This is a genomic window from Jeotgalibaca dankookensis, from assembly GCF_002005405.1.
Taxonomy (GTDB): Bacteria; Bacillota; Bacilli; order Lactobacillales; family Aerococcaceae; genus Jeotgalibaca; species Jeotgalibaca dankookensis.
On the sequence record NZ_CP019728.1, the window covers coordinates 1,965,817 to 1,986,307 of the forward strand.

16 protein-coding genes are annotated in these 20,491 nt (G+C 35.8%); 10 read left to right on the forward strand and 6 right to left on the reverse strand.

All coding sequences use genetic code 11. The features are described from left to right. Positions 1-10 precede the first annotated feature (10 nt). Entirely contained in the window at positions 11-1,186 is a 1,176-nt protein-coding gene (locus BW727_RS09780; RefSeq protein ID WP_062469677.1) for a NupC/NupG family nucleoside CNT transporter, read from the forward strand. Between the two features lie 95 nt (positions 1,187-1,281). Then, complete coding sequence (locus tag BW727_RS09785) at positions 1,282-2,583, forward strand: pyrimidine-nucleoside phosphorylase (RefSeq protein ID WP_062469674.1); 1,302 nt, start codon at positions 1,282-1,284, stop codon at positions 2,581-2,583. A 512-nt stretch (positions 2,584-3,095) separates the two neighbouring features. Here BW727_RS09785 and BW727_RS09790 read toward each other — a convergent pair. Continuing rightward, complete coding sequence (locus tag BW727_RS09790; RefSeq protein WP_062469671.1) at positions 3,096-5,003, reverse strand: heavy metal translocating P-type ATPase; 1,908 nt, start codon at positions 5,001-5,003, stop codon at positions 3,096-3,098. Positions 5,004-5,224: 221 nt separating this feature from the next. Here BW727_RS09790 and heR point away from each other — a divergent pair, with 221 nt between their 5' ends. From heR to BW727_RS09830, 8 genes are all read left to right on the forward strand, one after another. Continuing rightward, on the forward strand, positions 5,225-6,010 hold the full coding sequence (gene heR / locus BW727_RS09795; RefSeq protein WP_062469668.1) for a heliorhodopsin HeR: 786 nt from the start codon (positions 5,225-5,227) through the stop codon (positions 6,008-6,010). A 149-nt stretch (positions 6,011-6,159) separates the two neighbouring features. Further along, complete coding sequence (locus BW727_RS09800; protein WP_062469665.1) at positions 6,160-8,181, forward strand: glycosyltransferase family 4 protein; 2,022 nt, start codon at positions 6,160-6,162, stop codon at positions 8,179-8,181. Continuing rightward, positions 8,171-9,478, forward strand: a complete 1,308-nt coding sequence (locus tag BW727_RS09805) for a glycosyltransferase (protein ID WP_062469662.1) — start codon at positions 8,171-8,173, stop codon at positions 9,476-9,478. Before BW727_RS09800 ends, BW727_RS09805 begins: the two co-directional genes overlap by 11 nt. A 12-nt stretch (positions 9,479-9,490) precedes the next feature. Continuing rightward, positions 9,491-10,813 (forward strand): uracil-xanthine permease family protein, encoded by a 1,323-nt coding sequence (locus BW727_RS09810; RefSeq protein WP_062469659.1) that lies wholly within the window; start codon positions 9,491-9,493, stop codon positions 10,811-10,813. Positions 10,814-10,963: 150 nt separating this feature from the next. After that, entirely contained in the window at positions 10,964-12,388 is a 1,425-nt protein-coding gene (locus tag BW727_RS09815) for a cryptochrome/photolyase family protein (RefSeq protein ID WP_062469656.1), read from the forward strand. Positions 12,389-12,549: 161 nt separating this feature from the next. Beyond that, positions 12,550-13,239, forward strand: a complete 690-nt coding sequence (locus BW727_RS09820) for a polyphosphate polymerase domain-containing protein (RefSeq protein ID WP_062469653.1) — start codon at positions 12,550-12,552, stop codon at positions 13,237-13,239. Continuing rightward, positions 13,233-13,892 carry a DUF4956 domain-containing protein gene (locus tag BW727_RS09825; RefSeq protein ID WP_062469650.1) on the forward strand — a complete coding sequence of 220 codons (660 nt, stop codon included), beginning with the start codon at positions 13,233-13,235 and terminating at the stop codon, positions 13,890-13,892. Before BW727_RS09820 ends, BW727_RS09825 begins: the two co-directional genes overlap by 7 nt. A gap of 24 nt (positions 13,893-13,916) precedes the next feature. Next, positions 13,917-16,655, forward strand: a complete 2,739-nt coding sequence (locus BW727_RS09830) for a CotH kinase family protein (protein WP_062469647.1) — start codon at positions 13,917-13,919, stop codon at positions 16,653-16,655. A 64-nt stretch (positions 16,656-16,719) separates the two neighbouring features. On the opposite strand, the gene BW727_RS09835 is transcribed toward BW727_RS09830, so the two are convergent. The 5 genes from BW727_RS09835 to BW727_RS09855 form a co-directional block, all read right to left on the reverse strand. Then, on the reverse strand, positions 16,720-17,322 hold the full coding sequence (locus BW727_RS09835) for a YdhK family protein (protein ID WP_062469644.1): 603 nt from the start codon (positions 17,320-17,322) through the stop codon (positions 16,720-16,722). A gap of 26 nt (positions 17,323-17,348) precedes the next feature. Further along, on the reverse strand, positions 17,349-17,795 hold the full coding sequence (locus BW727_RS09840; protein WP_062469642.1) for a DUF305 domain-containing protein: 447 nt from the start codon (positions 17,793-17,795) through the stop codon (positions 17,349-17,351). Positions 17,796-17,949: 154 nt separating this feature from the next. Further along, a complete protein-coding gene (locus BW727_RS09845; protein WP_062469638.1) occupies positions 17,950-18,393 on the reverse strand; it encodes a lipocalin-like domain-containing protein in 444 nt (147 codons plus the stop codon). A gap of 109 nt (positions 18,394-18,502) precedes the next feature. Beyond that, positions 18,503-19,357: a ring-cleaving dioxygenase gene (locus tag BW727_RS09850; protein ID WP_227807187.1), complete on the reverse strand. Its 855-nt coding sequence runs from the start codon at positions 19,355-19,357 to the stop codon at positions 18,503-18,505. Between the two features lie 145 nt (positions 19,358-19,502). Continuing rightward, positions 19,503-20,384 (reverse strand): mechanosensitive ion channel family protein, encoded by an 882-nt coding sequence (locus BW727_RS09855; protein ID WP_062469636.1) that lies wholly within the window; start codon positions 20,382-20,384, stop codon positions 19,503-19,505. Positions 20,385-20,491: the final 107 nt, after the last annotated feature.

A 20,491-nucleotide genomic window follows, 5' to 3' on the forward strand; every position in this document is an offset into this window, starting at 1 on the left:
AAGGATCTAAATGGACAGAATCATTCCACTAGTAGGTATCGTCTTTTTCCTACTCGTTGCATTCCTAGTTAGCAAAGATCGCAATAAAATCCGTCTGCGACCAATAGTTGTGATGCTAGCAATTCAAATTACTCTTGGATTTATCTTATTAAGATCAAATATTGGCCTCTCGTTATTGAGTGGTCTGGCTTCAATCTTTGAAATTCTTTTAAGCTATGCTCATGAAGGAACTCGATTTGTATTTGGAGATTTAGTCGACAACAATAGCATTTTCTTCGTGACTTCATTGATGCCAATTGTTTTTATATCAGCACTACTTGGTATTTTAAATTATTTAAAGATCTTACCATTCATTATTAAATGGGTAGGTCTTGGTTTGAGTAAGATATCAGGGCTTGGTAAGTTAGAATCTTATGTTGGAGTAGCAGCTATGGTACTTGGTCAAACTGAAATATTTCTATCAATTAAAGATTTTATGGATGATCTCCCGCCGAATCGCTTGTATGCAATGTGTGCTCCGGCCATGTCGAGTGTATCGATGGGGATTGTCGGAGCATACATGCTCTACTTGGATCCAAAATATGTTCTCGCTGCAATCCCTCTAAATTTATTCGGGGTATTTGTTATAGAGTCAATTATCTATCCATATGAATTAAAGGAAGAGGATGATCAGCTAATTGTCAAAGATTTAAGTCAAAAATCATTTTTTGGTGTAGTTGCTGAGTACATCAAAGATGGGTTTGACACTGCAGTCGGAGTTGCAGCTCAATTAATTGGATTTACAGCGCTCATCTTCTTAATTAATGGTATTTTCAATGGATTGATCGGTATCTCCTTCCAAGAAATCGCAGGATATATCTTCTCGCCAATTGCCTTTTTAATGGGCGTTCCTTGGGCAGAGGCTGTTCAAGGAGGTTCAGTAATCGCTACAAAAATAGTAACTAATGAATTCGTAGCCATGCTTGAGCTTAATAATTTGGATTTTTCTAATGAACGCACGCTAGCAATTATGTCAACTTTCTTAATCTCTTTTGCGAATTTTTCTTCAATTGGAATTATCACAGGAGCAGTCTCAACGATTAACAAAAAGCAAGGTGATGTTGTAGCTTCTTTTGGATTAAAATTACTTCTAGGGTCAACACTTGTCAGCTGTCTCACAGCTTCAACAATTGCTCTTGTATTCTAGAGATTAAGAAATAAATAGCGGTTAAATTTACCAGTTAAATGAAATTAAAACATGGTTTTACAAAAACCAAAAAGTGGATAAGGATGGTGTGACCTATGAGAATGGTCGATTTAATAGAAAAAAAACGTAATGGTAAAACATTAACAGAACAAGAGATTCGTTGGATAATAAAAGGTTATACAGAAAATACTATAGAAGATTACCAAATGTCGGCGCTTCTTATGGCAATCTACTTCCAAGGTATGAATCAAGTGGAAGCTTCGACACTAACAACGGCGATGGTTGAGTCGGGAGACCAGGTAGATTTAAGTGAAATCAACGGTGTAAAAGTAGATAAGCACTCAACTGGAGGTGTTGGAGACACTACTACCATTATCCTTGCACCACTAGTAGCATCAGTTGGTGTACCAGTCGCAAAAATGTCAGGACGAGGACTTGGACATACCGGTGGAACGCTAGATAAACTTGAAGCGATTCCCGGATTCCATATTGAATTTACTAATGAGGAGTTTATCAATAATGTAAACGAACATAAAATTGCGGTTATTGGACAGTCAGGTAACTTGACACCAGCGGATAAGAAAATCTATGCGCTTCGTGATGTTACAGCAACGGTTAACTCAATTCCGTTGATTGCAAGCTCAATTATGTCGAAAAAAATTGCTGCTGGTAGTGACGCAATTGTTCTCGATGTTAAAGTCGGATCAGGTGCTTTTATGAAAGATAACGAACAGGCAACTGAACTCGCTAAAACAATGGTGGATATTGGTTCACAAGTGAATCGTCAAACCATGGCAGTTGTTTCAGACATGTCTCAACCTCTCGGACGAGCAATTGGTAATGCTTTAGAAATCAAAGAAGCAATTAATGTTCTCCGTGGTGAAGGTCCAGAAGATTTAACGGAACTTGTTTTAACTTTAGGCTCACAGATGGTGGTTCTTGGTCAACAAGCAAATGATTTAGATGAAGCACGACAAATGCTTGAACAAGCTATTCAGTCTGGCAAAGCACTTGATAAACTCAAAGAGTTTATTGTAATCCAAGGTGGGGATGAGAGTATTGTGGACAATCCTGATAAATTACCACAAGCAAAATTTGAAATCCAACTTCCTGCTAAAGAGTCAGGTTTCGTTTCAGAAATGACGGCTGATCAAATCGGAGTTGCTTCTATGAAACTGGGTGCTGGTCGCGAAACGAAAGACCAAGAGATTAATATGGCTGTTGGTATCATTCTTAACAAGAAAATCGGTGATGCTGTCAAAGAGGGTGAAAGCTTACTGACGATTTATTCAGATACAAAAGATATTGAAGAAACCAAAGAAATCCTATATAACTCAATTATAATCAGTGACAAATCCACAAAACCAACATTAATTCATTCAATCATCACAGGGTGAGAGGGATGCGAGCTAATCAACATTGGTGATTTAAAATAATCAATGTGTAAAAATAGAGACCAACTCGTATTTGATATATTCCCCTAAAGTAGACTCCGTAAAAGCTAAAACTACTTTAGAGGGATTTTTTATACGCTCAAAAAGCAGACAATCCACAGTTTGAGAAATATTCATTTGAAACTTTAATTTTGATAGATATTGAATCTACAAATTAATATAGTAGACGTTCTTTTTAGACCGAAACTTTATTTAGGTCTTTTTATGTTCATAACTCAAGAGTATTGATTATGATTTATCTCCCAGGGTAATTGATGGTCGTAACTTATCATCAAAAGTGTTAAAAATGTAAGATATAAATCTATACGAGAGTCTATTATTACGTGCATATTAAATTATTCCCAATATAAAAAATACAACCTTAACAATAAAGAAAAATAATTTACTACACACAAAAACCCAAGCAAAAAAGTTCAAAGAACTCTTTTGCTTGGGTTTATTTTAAATATACCTCATTATTTTGCTCTCAATAATCTCAGTCCATTAAGGATAACGACCAATGTACTACCTTCATGGATAATGACGCTGATTGCCATATTGGTTAAGCCTAAAAAGCTAACAACTACTAAGAAAGCGACAACAGCCATTGAAAAAATGATATTTTCCCAAATAACCCGATTCATTTTTAAAGCAATGGTATGGGCTTTTACTAATTTGGATAAATCATTTTTCATTAAAACAAGATCGGATACATCTACTGCTACGTCTGTACCGTCTCCCATCGCAATACCAATATCAGCATTTACTAGGGCGGGTGCGTCATTGACGCCATCTCCAACCATTGCGGTTGGCCCGTATGCTGTCTTTTGTTGGGCGATAAGTTCTGACTTATCTTCGGGCATCACGTTGGCAATAACTTGGTCGATTCCCAATTGTTTTCCTACCGCATGGCCGGTCATTTCAGAATCGCCTGTAATAAGCGTTGTATGGATGCCTGACTGTTTAAAGTAATTGATCGTTTCTTTGGCATGCTCACTAGGAACGTCCATTAAAGCAATGATTCCAATGACGTGATCATCTTCAGACAGGTAAACAACTGTTTTACCTTCTTCAGCCCATTCCTTTTCTAGTTGCTTGTAGTGATTCGAAATATGTTCGAAAGAATCAGGTTTTCCAATCCGGTATTCTTTACTTTGATAGCTACCCAGTAACCCCACACCAATTTGGTTTTCAACAGCGATTGTTAGTGCAGTAGTAGGCTCAAACTTATTCAAGATCGCATTAGCTAAAGGATGATTTGATTCCTTCTCAAGTGCAACAATGATATCAATCAAATTATTTTGGTCGCGTGTCTCGTCCAAATAATAGTTAGTGACTTCAGGTTTTCCTTTTGTCAGTGTCCCTGTTTTATCAAAAGCGATTGCTTTTATATTGGCTAATTGTGATAAATAGGCGCTACCTTTGGAGAGAACGCCACGTTTAGCAAGATTTGATGTTGTAGATAGCGTAACTGACACAGTCGCTGCGGCTAGAGCGCATGGCGAAGCGGCAACGAGGATAACGAGGCCTCTATAAAAACTTTGCGACCAGGTCCAATTGAATAGGGAAGGTGCAAGTAATATCAATAAAACAATTGCGATTAAGACAAAAGTAACATATTTGGGTTCGAATTTTTGGATGATGCTAGAAGCTTTCGTTTGGTTTTCTTGGTTTTGGCCAACTAACTCCAATATTTTCGAAAAAACTGTATCATTTTTTTCTTTGGTAACTTGCATGGTAAAACTTCCAGTCCCGTTGATAGTACTTCCAAATACACTGTCGCCAGCTTTCTTTTCTTTTGGAATACTTTCGCCATTGATTGAAGATTCGTCAATGGAGGTAGAGCCAGTTAAAATAACCCCATCAGTTGGGACTTGATCCCCGTTTAGTACTTGTAGCTGGTCACCGATGTTTAAAGAGCTAACATCCACAATTTGAGTGTTACCGTCTGGCATGATTAGTCGAGCCGTAGTAGGATTTAATTCAAGTAACTTTGTAATCTCTCTTTGACTTCTGCCTTCAGCGTATTCCTCAAGGAAGTGAGCACCAGAAAAAATAAGAATAAGTAAGGTTCCTTCCCAGAAGTTTCCAATGATGGAAGCTCCGAGCGCGGCTAGTCCCATTAGGATGTGGGAGTTAGGTGTGAAGGCATGATTTGTTTTAGAATTTTCAATGGTTTCACCAATACCTTCAAGGATAATCACATGGTAGCCAGCACTTATGGATGCGATAGCAAACAAACTATTTGCTAAAAAACGATTTTCTCCACTGATTACTAACGCAACCATGGCTAAACCTAAGCCGACAAAATATAAAATAATCGGTCTTTTTCCATGGTCGTGCTCATGATGATGAGCATGATGTTCATCTTTTACTTGACTCATAGTAGTCACCTTTTCTCTAGAATATTTATCATATACACTTGAATAGGTGTTCATATGTATACATCTATTCTACTCCTTTTCTTTTATTTGTCAAAAAAAACAAGTACTTTTCTAAGGAAATATACATAAAATCACAGCAACTAAAGTATAAGCAAAAAGTATGTTAGAATAGGATTATAAATAAATTTAAATGATTTAATAAACACAAAGGGGGGCTTCATATGTCAAAAGAAATAACGTTCCAGTCACTTCGCAAATTCAATGGCGTCATGGGTGTCTTACATTTAATCCAAGGTCTCTTAATGTTAGGATTTGCTCTATTCATTGATAAAATTGCCTCTTTTGAAATTCCAATTCGTTCTTATTTTCTAACTTTTGATCCTGAACAAATGCGTTTAGTAACAGATATGAAGGAACAGTTTAACTTGCCATTTGGGATTATGGTATCGCTATTCCTTTTTATCTCAGCTTTTGCACATTTTATTATTGTGACACCCTGGGGAAATGCCATCTATAACCGCGATTTAAAAAGAGGTATTAATCGCTTTAGATGGTATGAATATGCACTAAGTTCTTCTTTGATGATTGTGTTGATTGCTTTACTGTTTGGGGTTTATGATATTGGTTCATTGATTTTAATATTTATAGTCAATGCGGCGATGAATTTGTTTGGATTGGATATGGAAGAAATTAACATCGGAAAAGAAAAAGTAAATTGGAAGCCCTTTATATTTGGAACAATTGCGGGAATAGCACCTTGGATTGTGATTATTCTTTATGCATTTGGTAATACCAACCCAGCGGACGTTCCTTGGTTTGTCTATGCCTTAGCAGGATCTTACTTCTTATTCTTTAACTTATTTCCTATTAATATGGTTCTTCAATATAAAAGAGTAGGAAAATGGGAAAATTACTTGTACGGAGAGAGAGGCTATATTATTTTAAGTTTAGTAGCTAAATCCGTATTAGCGTGGATTGCTTTTGCTGGGGTCATGCAACCAGCCTAGGTGACGGAGTATTCTAGGACTAACAGTATGAATAATAGCCATTCATAACGACACCTATATATCTAAGCTGAAACGCGAGTGGGTAGGTTATGAGTGGCTTATTTTATTTTTTATTAGTATATTTAAAGCTTCCAGAGAGGTGGTATTGTATGAATAAATTTATTGAATTGAGAAAACAAACTGTTAATAACAAAAACCTTAATCAGTTTCCACTTTCTTTTTTAAAAGAGTACAAGCAAGTATCCAATACGAATGACGAAAATGAAAAAGATCTTCTAAATCTATTAACGACTCTTTTAAACTTGAACGAAAAGTCACGTCTTGATATGAATGAAATGATTGCTTTGTTTTTTTATTTAGGAAAGAATGCGGTCTCAGATCGGTATATAGCCAACTTATATATGAAGAACCAACAAATGTTTTTTAATGAAGAGTTCCAGAAAAAAATAATTGATTTTATCGTAGATGATAAAACACTTGATTCAAGTATTTATCTTTTAATTGATAGTTGTATTGAAAGCAATGCAAACGTTATGAGTGATAAAATTTTAATACAGTTACTCAACAAAAAAGCGCACAATTTCGATCTTTTTTCCTTACTGATAGACTATCTCTACCAATTTAAAATAACCGGTTTTGAAAGCTCCATTTATCAGTGGTTAAAAGAAGGTTATCCTCTTAATATTAAAATTCAACTTATCGACCTACTCGTTGCGCTTCACTCCGTAACCATTCTTGACCAAATTGATTTTACAACGATTCCTGAATTTCAAACCAATAAGAAATTATTTAATGACTATATGGAAATCCTGTACGAAAAGTCATCCCTTAAACAACAAGCCTTAACGGTTGTTCAGTCTATGTTTTATGGTGATTTTGAAAATAGTGGAAAGGGGAATAATGGGGGGATTGCTGTCTTCCTAAAAACACTTGGTAATGAACTTTCCAAGTTAAGAGATGATGTTACCGTAGTAACTTTAACGATTACAAATCGATGGGCAGCTAATCAATCCCTTCTAAATTATTATTCACCGCATCATTTATTTTTAAGAATTCCAATGTATATCGATAAAAAAGATAGAAATGCTTTTTTAAAAAAAGAAAGACTCATCAAAAGAACAATAGAGCGTTATTTAAATAAATTAGGAATTAAACCAGATGTTTTTCATGTGCGCTATTTGGATAATGCTTCTAAGGCAATTGCTCTATTAAGTAAGAAATTAGAAAAAAAATTAGTTATGACCCTAACGCCAGATCCGCATCGAAATATGACTCTGGAAGATGGTAGCTTAGAAGTCTTTCCCTTGAATGAGTTTATTGAAAAATTAAATAAAATAGTAGTTGGAGACGAATTAATTGATCAAAGTGATCGAATTGTGGGTATTGGTAACCAAACCGTCCAAAAAGACTTAGAACTTTACTTTCCTCAGTTATTAGTAGGTAACAAAATAGATACAGTAAAAATGATTAGCGAAGGAATAGAGACAGATGAAACCAGTCTTTCTAAAGAAGCTGAAACATTGAATTTGCCGCCTAATCTTTTTGAAAAACCGATTATTTTAAATGTTGGAAGACTAGAAAAAATCAAAGCCCAAGACCAACTTTTGAAAGCCTGGGGTAATTCATCAATTTCAGATGACTATAATTTAGTGGTGATTGGGGGAGACCTAGAAAATCCAAGTAGTGATGAAAAGACGATGATGAATACCTTTGAAAATTATCTCAGCGAAAATGAACATTTGAGAGCGAATTTCTGCCATATTGGGGCCTTATCCAACGACAAGGTTCGAATCATTGAAAAGAATATGATTGAAAAACAGACAGAGCTTCCTCAAATTTATCTTTGTTCAAGTAAAAAAGAAGAATTTGGGATTGCCATTCTAGAAGCCTTATCGCAAGGGTTCTTAGTACTAGGACCAAAAAAAGGTGGCGTAAAAAGTTACTTACATAGCGACGAAAATGGGTTTTTAATTGACACTAGAAATTGGCAAACAATTGCCAAAGAAACAGAAATGATTATTCAAGGAATTAAGAATCAAGAAATAGCTTTTAAGAAGATACAAGCAGCAGGCCAGAAAACAGTTCGTGATTATTTCTCAATGAAAGTTATTTCTAAAGAATTTTTATCACTCTATACATCTTTAAAAGGGAGCGAAGCAAATGACCGTTAACCATATTTTTTTAATTAGCCCACCATTTTATTCTCACTTCACACCGCTCTTGAGTCTCGCGATGGGATTTAAGAGAGCTGGAAAGGAAGTAACTCTAGGCTGTAGCAAGGAATTTAAAGGCCAAGTAGAAAAAGAAGGCATCCAGTTCTATGAAATTGACATTAGCAAAAATAAAAATGTTGGAAAAGCAGAAGAAACCGATCAGCCAGATTCAGAAAGAGCCCGTTTAGAGGAATTTTTTGAATCAACCAAAAAAGGTGCTGTTGAAACGCTGATTACCCAGTCGCAACATCGGAAAAAAGATATGCTGCATAAACCAGAAGAGTTAATTGAAAAAATAAAAAAAATAGGTGAAACTGTGGATGTCGATTTATATGTGGTGGATATTTTATCCTATGGTGTGACCTTGGGACTTTATTCTTTGGATTTACCCTTTGTGACTTTTTGTCCACCACACCCAAATACCATTCCCGCACCAGGTGATTATTATGGCATACCAAAAAAATGGCCAAGCGCCATTCCAGTTGACACCGCTAAGTTAGAAAAATTAAAAGAGGTTTCAAGAAATACACAAACTGAGTTTACTTCTATTTTTAACGAGTTAATTGAAGAAAGTAGTTCGAGTAGAAAACCGATTGATAATGCTTTTAATTTAGTATCTCCACATGCAGTCATTTATAATTATTTTAACTTTGATTCTGTCTCTACAACCGATGATCCCCCCAACAAAATTTTTATGGGTCATTGTTTTGAGGAAGAAACATTATCAAACGATTGGTTGGAAAAAGTCAGTGGTACGCAGGAAAAAATCTTGATTACCTTGGGAACCTTTTTGTCTAACCGAGTTGATATTTTAAAAAAACTAATTGTAGCATGTCAGAAATACAATCCTGATACTTTGCTGATTGTTTCTGCAGGAAGTAACGCTGAAAAACTAAAAAAATATCAATCTGACTCGGTTATGATTGAAAGTTTCATTCCTCAAAAAGCATTAATGCCTTATGTTGACACTGTTATTTTCCATGGTGGTTGTAATACCTTTACAGAGGCCATGTTTTACGCTAAGCCAATGGTTATTTTACCTTTTTCAAGTGATCAATTTAATATTGCTTATGATGCAGAAAGAAAAAACCTTGCGCAAATATTAGATCCCAATACTTTTGAAGAAAGCAATTTAGTGAAGGCTTTGGAAACGATAAAGAAACAATCTAATGAGGAACTTTTATATTGGAGTAATATCTCTAAGCAAAGAGGACCCGATTATGCAGTTCAACATGTTTTAGATCAATTAAAGTAAGGGGTTGACCGAATGGCTTTCTTTTATAAACAACCAACTAATACAAGTAAGTACGATGTAGACGGTGTTCCGCCACTAAAAGAAGCCGTTCCATTAGGGCTTCAACATGTCTTTGCCATGTTTTTGGGCAATATTGCTGTGCCCATTATTGTAGCAAAGGTAGTGGGGATAACAGGGGATGATTTAACTGTTTTAGTACAGAGCGCCATGGTAATGTCTGGGGTCGCAACATTCATCCAATGTTATCCGATTTGGAAAGTAGGAGCTAAACTTCCAATTGTAATGGGAAGTAGTTTTGGTTTTTTGCCGACTAATATTTCTATAGCAAGTACCTATGGTATCTCTGGCTTATTGGGTGCAGCTTTTGTTGGGGGCTTATTTTCTTCTTTTTTAAGTTTCTTTATTAAACCCTTAAGACGATTCTTCCCAAAGGTAGTAACGGGGACGGTTGTATTAACAATTGGTTTATCTCTGCTCCCAACGGGCATTACAGCTATGGCTGGAGGAAATGGCGCGGAAGATTTTGGATCAGCCAAAAACTGGCTTATAGCACTCTTTGTGATGACCATCGTTCTTCTCTTAAATCAATTTGGTAGAGGAATGGCTAAAACCTCTTCTATTTTAATAGCTATTATCATTGGATATGCCGTTGCAGTGCCACTTGGAATGGTAGCGTTTGATTCAGTTAGGGAAGCAACTTGGTTTTCACTCCCAAGGCCGTTTTATTTTCCGCTTGTTTTTAAATGGGGAGCAATTGCACCTATGCTCATTATGTTTGTCGTAACAGCTGTTGAAACAGTAGGGGATGTTACGGCTATGACGATGGGTGGGGCAAATAGAGAACCAAGTGACCGGGAATTGTCGGGAGCTATTTTAGCAAATGGGATGACTTCTTCTTTAGCAGCCTTATTCAATTCTTTACCAAACACCTCCTTTAGCCAAAATATTGGTATGATTACTTTTACTAAAATGATGAGTCGCTTTATCGTTGCAGTAGGAGCAATCTTTTTAATTATTGCAGGTCTCATTCCAAAATTTGGAGCGATTATGGCAACCTTACCGCAGTCTGTTATTGGGGGTGCCTCGATTATTATTTTTTCACAAATAACTTTGACAGGAATTGGTATTTTAACATCTGAGCCTTTAACGGATCGCTCTAAATTAATTGTTGGACTTTCTCTATCTTTCGGACTAGGGTTAACGCAAGTACCAGAAGCTATGGCAGCTTTACCAGATTCAGTCGCGTCCTTATTTGGAGGATCCAGTATCGTTATTTCATGTTTAGTAGCCTTAGCACTCAACATAATTTTGCCATCAAGTAAACTAAAACAATAAAAAAATGCCACTACTTGACTCTTTTTAATAAAAGTATCAAGTAGAGTCCTTTTTAAACCATATGAGCTAATCAACACTATCTTTCATATTAAAACAACCGTATAATCATGGAAACGCATGCGATTACTTATAAAGATTAGGAGAGATGATTTGGTAGCTGTTATGTGGTTTAGAAGAGATTTACGAATAGAAGATAATACTGCCCTTAAGCACGCTTTTGAAGAGTCTAAAAATTTAATTTTATTGTTTCATGTTAATCCAGAACAATTTTTAAATCCTGCCTCTAAAAACGAAGCTGCTTTTTTCAAAAGTGTTGAAGTGTTTCAAAAAGAGTTACAAAAGCAAGGTGCCACACTTCAATTAGTTTATGGAAGTTTAGAGTCTTGCTTTGTAAAATTAAAAAAAGAAATACCTGATTGGACCGATTTATACGTCAACCGAGATGAGCAAGGGTATGGCTTGGAACGCGATCGTGTAGCAGGCAAACTATTAAAGGAATTGGGTGTGAAGGCTCATGCTTACCATGACCATTATTTACATTCTGCTCAAGAGATAAAAACCAATTCACAAACTCATTATAAGGTTTTTACGCCTTACTATTTGAAATGGATTGAGAGACCAAAACCAAGTGTTGTACAGGTTGCTTTTGATAGAGAAAAGTTAATGAATCCTGCTTTGTTTTTAGAAGACAATAAAAAGTTCGAGGATCATTTACATAAAAATATCTCGATTACTAATCATCCAGTAGGTAGTGCAGCAGCCAAGCAAACTCTAAATAGTTTTATTGAAAATAAACTATTTAAATATGAAGAAGCAAGAGATTTTCCACTGGAAGATGCGACAAGTCATTTATCGCACCACATCCGTACGGGAGAAATTTCGATTCGAACAATTTTTGAACGTGTTAATCAAGCACCCCCTTCAAAAGGCAAAGACACCTTTATAAAAGAATTAGCTTGGCGTGATTTCTATAATATGGTTTATGTAACCCATCCCAACCAAAAGAAAGAACCCGTCAACCCTACTTTTCGCTTTGTGAACTGGGAAAATAACGAACAAGCTTTTAACAGTTGGAAAGAAGGGAAAACTGGGTTTCCTATAGTTGATGCGGCAATGCGTCAATTAAAAGAATTAGGGTGGATGCATAATCGACTGCGGATGATTACCGCCTCATTCTTGACAAAAGATTTATTAATCGATTGGCGATGGGGGGAACGCTATTTTCAGGAACAGCTTATTGATTATGACGCTGCTAGTAATATTGGCGGTTGGCAGTGGGCAGCTTCAACGGGAACAGATGGCGTCCCTTATTTTAGAATTTTTAACCCCACAACCCAATCAGAAAGATTCGACAAAGAAGGTCTTTTTATCAAAAAGTATGTTCCCGAGTTACGCGGAATCGAAAATAAAAAAATACACGATCCATCTCAGTTAACTGCTGTGGAACAGGATAAATTTGGTGTCATAATCGGTAAAGACTATCCCAAACCGATTGTTGATCACAAAATGAGACGGAAAGCCGCTATTGAAGCTTATGAAGAGAGTAAAGCAATTTATCAGCAAGAGGAAAAATAGGACACATTTTTACAAGTGCCAACATAAAAGACGACCCGTTGAGATAGTATCTGGTGGGGTCGTTTTTTATTATAAGTAAAGTCACCTTATAAGATGAAAAAAATTACTATTATGATAGGATTAATAAGGCAAATTTCAAATCGAAGGGGGTGGTTAGCTGTATGTACAGAAAAGAACAAAAGTTTTTAGTAGATGAGGATACGCTGCAGATAATGGATCAAAAACTGTCATCACTCTTATCTTATGACAAGCATCAAGAAGGGTCATCTTATCGTATTCGTAGTATGTATTTTGACACCTATACACGTAAATCTTACCGCGAAAATGATGTTGGTGTAGAAGAAAGAAAAAAATATCGAATCCGCGTTTACGATAATCCCAAGGAATATATCCGCTTAGAAATTAAATATAAATTGAAAGATAGAAACTATAAAGAGAACTGTACTTTAAGCCTTCAACAGTACGAAGCGATTATGACCGGAATCTTACGGTACCAACCTAGCTTTCCTAAAGCACTGGCTATGCTCTATTTAGACATGCAAACAGCTTTCCTAAGACCAAGTGTGATTGTGGAGTATGAACGGACCGCGTTTGTTTATAAAACTTCTAATGTAAGAATAACCTTCGATCGAAACATTTCCTATTCTTACGAATTTGATAATTTCCTCGAAAAAAATATCTTTAAAATCCCATTACTACCCCAAAATAAACATGTTTTTGAAGTAAAGTATGATGTGATGTTGCCGGAATACCTGGCACAGTTAATAGAAACCGGACAATTAGAGCGCACAACATTTTCTAAGTTTTATTATAGTCATCTGAAAACAGAAGGAGAAGGATTTGAATGGTAAGCGAGGCAATTGATTTATTAACTAGAACGGCGGGCATGTCTTATAGACGGATGATTTTTGCACTTATATTTTCCACATTACTAAGTTTATATATCTATGTGGTCTATCGGACAATTTCTAAAGACTCTTTTTATTCTAAAAGTTTTAATATTACTTTATCCGTTATTACGATTTTGACAACGGCTATTGTAGTAGCAATGCAAGCCAACTTAGTTGTTTCACTGGGAATGGTCGGAGCTTTGTCGATTGTTCGCTTTAGAACGGCTTTAAAAGATCCAATGGATTTAGCGTTTGTTTTTTGGGCCATTACAACAGGGATTGTAACAGGAACGGAAATTTACGGTTTAGCAATCTTAACTGCTATTATCGTAACGATTGCTATCTTTGCTTTGGACCGTGTCAATCTAAAAGAAGCGCCAAGATTGTTAGTTGTTAATGGCGAAAGTGTTGAATATGAAAATGAGCTCAATACTCTTTTAGAAAAACATAAAATTTATTACAAAGTAAAATCTAGGAATATTAATCGGAATCGTTTAGATCTTATTTACGAAATACAAACCGATGAAGGAATGGCATTAATTAAAGAAATTAGTGCTTTAAATGCAGTTATGAGTGCGAACATATTGGACCATGATGGTTCCTTGAGATATTAATGTTTAGAAATAGAGGTGAAAAAAATGCGTAAAAAATATACGAAGTTTAATCTAATAAGTTTGCTCGTAATTTTGTTCTCTCTATTTTTTTTAGTATTGTTCTTTAATGACTCTACAACAGTCGTTAACTTTTCAGATCCTGGTTTAGAAGCAGCTGTGCGTGAGACAATTGAGAAAGAAGAAGGAACTCTTCACACCAAAGATGTTGATACGGTACAAGTTCTTGATGCTGCTAACCATAAAATTGAAAAGCTAGATGGCATTGAATACTTAACACAATTAAGAGAATTAAATTTAGAGGATAATTTTATAGAAAGCGTCTCGCCTTTAAAAAACCTAACAAAATTAGAGACCTTAAACTTAAGAAATAATGAAATAACGAATTTAGAAGATATTCATTTCCAAGATATTATCTATTTGAATATTAGAGACTTAAGTCTACGTCATAATGTTAAACGAGATCAAGAGGGTCATGACACTCGTCTAGCCGACATTTCACTTGTGGGCAAGATGGCTTCGCTACGGAAATTAAGTCTACGTGATAATGATATCGAGGACTTAGCTCCTATTTCAGCTTTAAGAAAACTAACCGAACTTGATATTCGAGAAAATAAATTTGATACGCTTGAACCACTGGAAACACTCAATAAATTAAAAAAATTAAATATACGCGATAATCAAATCACCTCTTTAGAACCGATTCGATATTTATCACGTTTGACGTATCTGAATATCCATTCTGATACAGAAATAGAATCATTAGAACCAATAAAGGAATTAATCAATCTTGAAACGTTAATCATGAGAAACATTCTGATTCAAGATGCTTCATTCCTAAAACCGCTAGTCAATCTTCAAAATTTTAATGGGATTGATACAGGGATTGAAAAAGGAAATTCAGAATTAATTGAAGGATTATTAGCTAAGGGAGCTTTGCAAGGGGATGTCAGACCTGAACGCATGCTTCATACTCTGAGCCCGCCCGTTTTATCTCAAGAATCTGGATTTTATAATCAAGATTTGGCAATTGAAATTGAAAATAAGTCAAATGTTGCACCTGTTTATTATACCTTGGATGGTTCAGAGCCCACCGTAAATTCTGAAATTTATAAAGAGCCCATTGTTATAGACAATAAATCTAATCAGATAGCGACGGTTTTACGAGCCAGAACCCTATCAGAAACAAATGCAATGAGTGAAACCGTAACGAAAACTTATTTTGTTGAGGAGAATATTGAAGAGAGATTCGACTTACCTATTTTTTCTTTAGTTACCGATCCTGTTCATTTATTTGATGAAGAAACGGGTATTTATACCGATGAAAATGCCTATAATCGTGGCAGCGATTGGGAGAGACCACTCCACATAGAATTTTTTGAACCAAATGGAGCATTGGCCCTTTCTCAAAATGGTGGTGTTCGGATAAATGGGGGAGCAACGAGAGCATACGCACAGAAGTCATTACGACTGTACGCAGGTTCTGAATATGATGAAGAAGAATATTTCAACTATCCCTTTTTTGGAGATTTAAAACAAAAAAATAGCCCACAAACTATTGATAGCTTTAAGCGATTGATCCTAAGGAATTCAGGAAACGATTGGTCGCAAACGATGTTTAATGATGCGCTGATGCAATCACTTGTGAAACCTCTGGGTACAGTTGCCACGCAAGCCTATCAACCGGCTGTTATTTTTGTGAATGGCGAATATTATGGGATTCAAAACATTCGTGAACGATACGATGAGTATTATTTTGAAAGTCATTATGGTATTGCGCCAGATGATTTAGTAGTACTAGAAAATAATGCTGAGCTATATGAGGGTAGTAATAAAGATGTTTATCACTACAAAAATATGCTGAAATACATTGAGGAACACGATATTAAAGAAAAAGAACATTTAGACTATGTCGAAACACTGATGGATTTTGAAAATTTTATTGATTATTTTGCTTCAGAGATTTATTTTGGCAATCTCGATTGGCCTCAAAATAATATTCGGTATTGGCGAAAAACAATCGATTTTTATCGTCCAGAAGCGCCTTATGGGCACGACGGCCGTTGGCGTTGGATGATGAATGATACAGATTTCGGTTTTTATTTCCGAACTAATGCGTCTTTTGGGTACAATGAAGAGCCAATTAATCATGAAACAAACTCTATTAAATGGGTAATGGGAGAAAAAGATGGTCGTCTAGGGGAACGTATTTGGCCAAACTTTTTATTTAGACAGCTCATGCAAAATGACACGTTTAAAAATCAGTTTATCAATCGTTTTAATGATTTGGTCAATAGTTACCTAAGTGAGAGCGTTGCTGATAAGCAAATTGAGGCATTAAAAAATGGAATTGACCAAGAGATTTCCTATCAAATTGATAGATGGGGAGCGATTGAATCCAAAGAGAAGTGGGAAGAAAATATTAATCGCAAATATTTATTTGCAAAAGAACGGCCCGAATATATCCGGAACTATATGATGGAAGAGTTTGATATTGACGACACCGTTACTGTGACGGTTAATAATGAAACTGAGGCTGGGTATGTACGTGTTAATACACTTGCTATTCAATCGGATCTTCCGGGAAATGCTAGAAGTGATAGGTGGTCAGGTATTTATTTCAAAGGGATTCCCATTACCATTGAAGCCGTTGCAAAAGACGGTTATGAATTTTCTCATTGGGAGGATCATAAAGAAGATGTAAATGAATTGACTATTACGCCTGAAGAAAATATAAATTTTGAAGCTGTTTTTAAGAAAAAATAAAAAAGATAGTTGCCGATAATTAAAAAGTTATCGGTAACTATCTTTTTTTATTCTACAAAAGTCTCTATTCTAGTGTTGATAATTCTGATTCAGTTAACCATTTATGATTTTTAACTTTTTCTTCGCCAGTGGTTGGTTCATAATCCACCATATAGACAGTAGTTTCTTCTGCAGAGTCTATAATAGCAGTTGCACCTTCCATATCAGGCATATGTTTTGCGTTTATAACGGCTTCTTTTCCAGGTTCTAAAGGATCCATATCTGTATTGGTTAGTTCTTCTTGAATCACCCATTTGTGATTTTCTACTCTTTCGTCACCATTTGTTGGGTTATAAGAAACTTCATAAGCAATTGTATCAAAAGCTCCTACGATAGTAGCTTCTGCGCCATCCATACCTGCCATATGATCGGTCATAAGCGTTACCTTATCACCAACCTTATAAGTAGGATTTTCTGCTTCTTTTAATCCGGTTGGGATTTCACCAGAATCATCATGCACCATATCTTCCATACCACTCATACTCTCACTTGTCATACTGTCCATTCCCATCGAAGTACTCGCTGATTCTATTAATTCAGGGTTATCTGTGGTTTCGGTAGAGCAAGCTGCTAATAAGAGGGTTGCGGACATAGTTAGCATTCCTACAACTGCTTTATTCTTTCTCATTTCTAGGTAGCTCCTTTTATCTAATGTTATTTCAGTTCTTCTATTAGTTCTTTCATTTCATCAATTTCTTTTTTTTGTGCTTCAATAATATCATCGGCTAATTTTCTAACACGAGGATCTTCAATATCAGCACGTTCACTTGTCAAAATAGCAATTGAATGGTGAGGAATCATGGCTTGCATGTAGTCCACTTCATCAATAGTTGTTTGGTTACGCATTAAAAAGAAAGAAACAGCAAAAACCAACACGCTCCCTGCGATAATACCGATGTTCATTTTTTTATTTTTAAGCATATGGAGCATAAATAAAAGCATGACGACTGCCATTACTGCAGTAGATAATATAGTCATGTACAGTCGCATTTCACTAAAGAAGACATGGTCCAATTGATAAGTATTGAGGTACATCACCCCATACATTAGAATCGCGGAAGTCAAAATCATCCCAAAAAATCTTTTGTAGCCCTTATCCATTTTTATTCTCCTTTCTCAAAACGATTCGTTTATTTTGGAAGCAAGAAAGCTTCCTATTACAATAATCTTACCCCTAATCATTTACAATGTAAAATGATTTGAGCCACAAAAAACAGAGAGGGATTTCCTCTCTGTCTAAAGTATTAAATCGAGTTTACAAGGTATTTTCACTATGGTTTTCGGCGCGTTCCCAAACAATATAGGAAGATGTCGCTTTTGATGTAATTGTAATGGTGTTTCCATCCATAACAATGATACGATCTTGCACTTGGCCTAACCGATTAGGAATCATACTCACTTCCATATGGTGATATAAAGTTTGGTTCTCTTCATCAACTTCGTATTGACCCGAGTAAGCATGGTAACCACGAGCGGCCTCAGCCATTTCCTCCGTTGTACCTTTATGTAATTCGCCAAGCGTATAAGCAGAGCGCCCTTGAGCCATTAATTGAGCAGACATATAGCCATCGTCTGTGTACATTAAAAAACCAGTCGCATCTTCACCAAGTGGATAGTAGCGTTCGCCATTTTTATCTTCCCGCGTATACTTAAGTAACTTCCACGTTCCAATCACTTGTTCTCGAAAAGTTTTCTCCATCCTTACAGCTCCTTTAAATAAAGTGGTAGTCAGTCTAATTCCTTTACTTCAATTGGAATAAGTTCATCTAGCAATCTATCTCTGTTCTCTTCATATTGAGCGGGTAGCTTCAATTCTTGTCCCATGGTTTCATAGGATTCATCATGAGCAAAACCGGGTGTATCTGTCGCAATTTCAAATAAAATCCCACCATATTCTCTAAAGTAAAGGCATTAAAGTAATTGCGATCCTTTACCTCTGTTACACCATATCCTTTTCCTTGAACATACTCTTGCCATTCTAGATGATCTTGATCATCTTCTGCCCGCCATGCGATATGATGAACGGTTCCAACCCCCATACGGCCGTATGGAAGAGAACTCTTTTTAACGTCAATTATATTGTCAATTTCGCCATAAGATTTAAGGCGGATGAGATCATTCTCTTCAGCTATTTTTTCTAAGCCCATGGTTTCCTGTAATGTTTTCATTGTAGATTCTGGATTAGTGGAATAAAGAATAGAGCCCCCGAATCCTTTTATTGCGACATCAGTTGTTACCTCTCCAAAGGTCCAATTATTAAGCTGACCACTTGCTCGTTCCACTAATTCCAGTTGTAAACCATGGTAGTCCTCAAACTGGAGGTAGGTTTCGCCAAAACGTGTTGTTTTTTCAAAAACAATAGAAAATTTTGATAACCTTTCTTCCCAGTAAGAGAGAGCACCAACTGGAATTGCATAAGTTGTCACACCAACTTGACCCCCACCAATTTTCCCTTGTGAAGCGTCAGGCCACGGGAAAAAAGTAATAATAGTACCTGGTTCTCCGCCCTCATTACCAAAGTATAAATGATAAGTACTTGGATCATCGAAATTAACGGTTTTTTTAATGAGACGCAAACCTAGTATGCCAGCATAAAAATCGACATTTTTTTGAGGATGGCCAACAATGGCTGTAATATGGTGAATTCCTGCAGTTTTTTTCATATATATCGCTCCTTTTTAGTTGCCTTGAATACTTCTAAAAAAAATATCTCTAATTAGAAATAATTATAATGGCTAACACACAGTCTGTCAAGAAATAGGACTATAACGAAAAACACCATTAATCCCAGTTAATGGTGAAATTTGACTAGCTTTCTTTGTTAGTAATAATTTCAATCGTTTCAGAAGCAAGTTCAATTGACTCGCTTTCTTCTTTAAAGCGTTGAAGAATATCTGAAAAAAGTTTGTCTTTTACACCACGTCGTTGGCGGTAATCAACGACATAACGCAAGTTTATTTCTACCCAGTTATCATTAAAAGTAAGAAAAACTTGATTATCTAAAGAAGCATTTTCTAATTTGTAACGTCGTTTCATATTAAGCCAAGCATTTTGTGCTTCGGTGCGATATTCTGTAGTATGTTTGTGACCAACTTCTAATAGAATTGTTTTAGCTAAGTTCATATTACTGTTAAATCTTAGAGGAACCATAATCTCATCCCAAAGAAATTTAAAATCGGCAGCGTAATTGTAAACCGGCGAACTAAAAATATAACTGTTTGAAACGCGAACAATTCGGCCCGTGTATTGATCTCCACCCACCCATTCGCCAACTTCCATCAAGGTGGTTCGTAAAACCCCAATATCAACGACATCTCCAGTTATCCCACCAAGTAAGACACGATCTCCAGTTTCAAAAAAATCGCCAAATAAAATCGCTACCCAACCGGCAATACTAACAATCACTTCCCGTAAGGCGTAAGTAACGCCAGCGCCAGCTAATCCAAGCGTTGTGGACAGTCCGGTTAGGTTTCTTCCAAAGATAAACATAAAAGCAATAAATAAAATAAGATTATTTAACCAACTAGCAATTTTTTGAGTAACATACCAATGTTCAGACTGCTTTAAACGCTTATAGAGACGATTTAAAATAAAACGACGTAAAATATAGAGAACTGTAAAGAATAAAAGAAACCAGATAATATTAATAAGTAACGGATAAGATTCAATAAAATTTCGAATGGAAGCCATCTAATAAAACCCCTTTTCTTAAACGCAGATAACGCAAATTAGATTCTTGTCTTCATTATACGTTATAAAAACGAACAAGTACTAATAGAGTTAATAGGAAAAAGGGA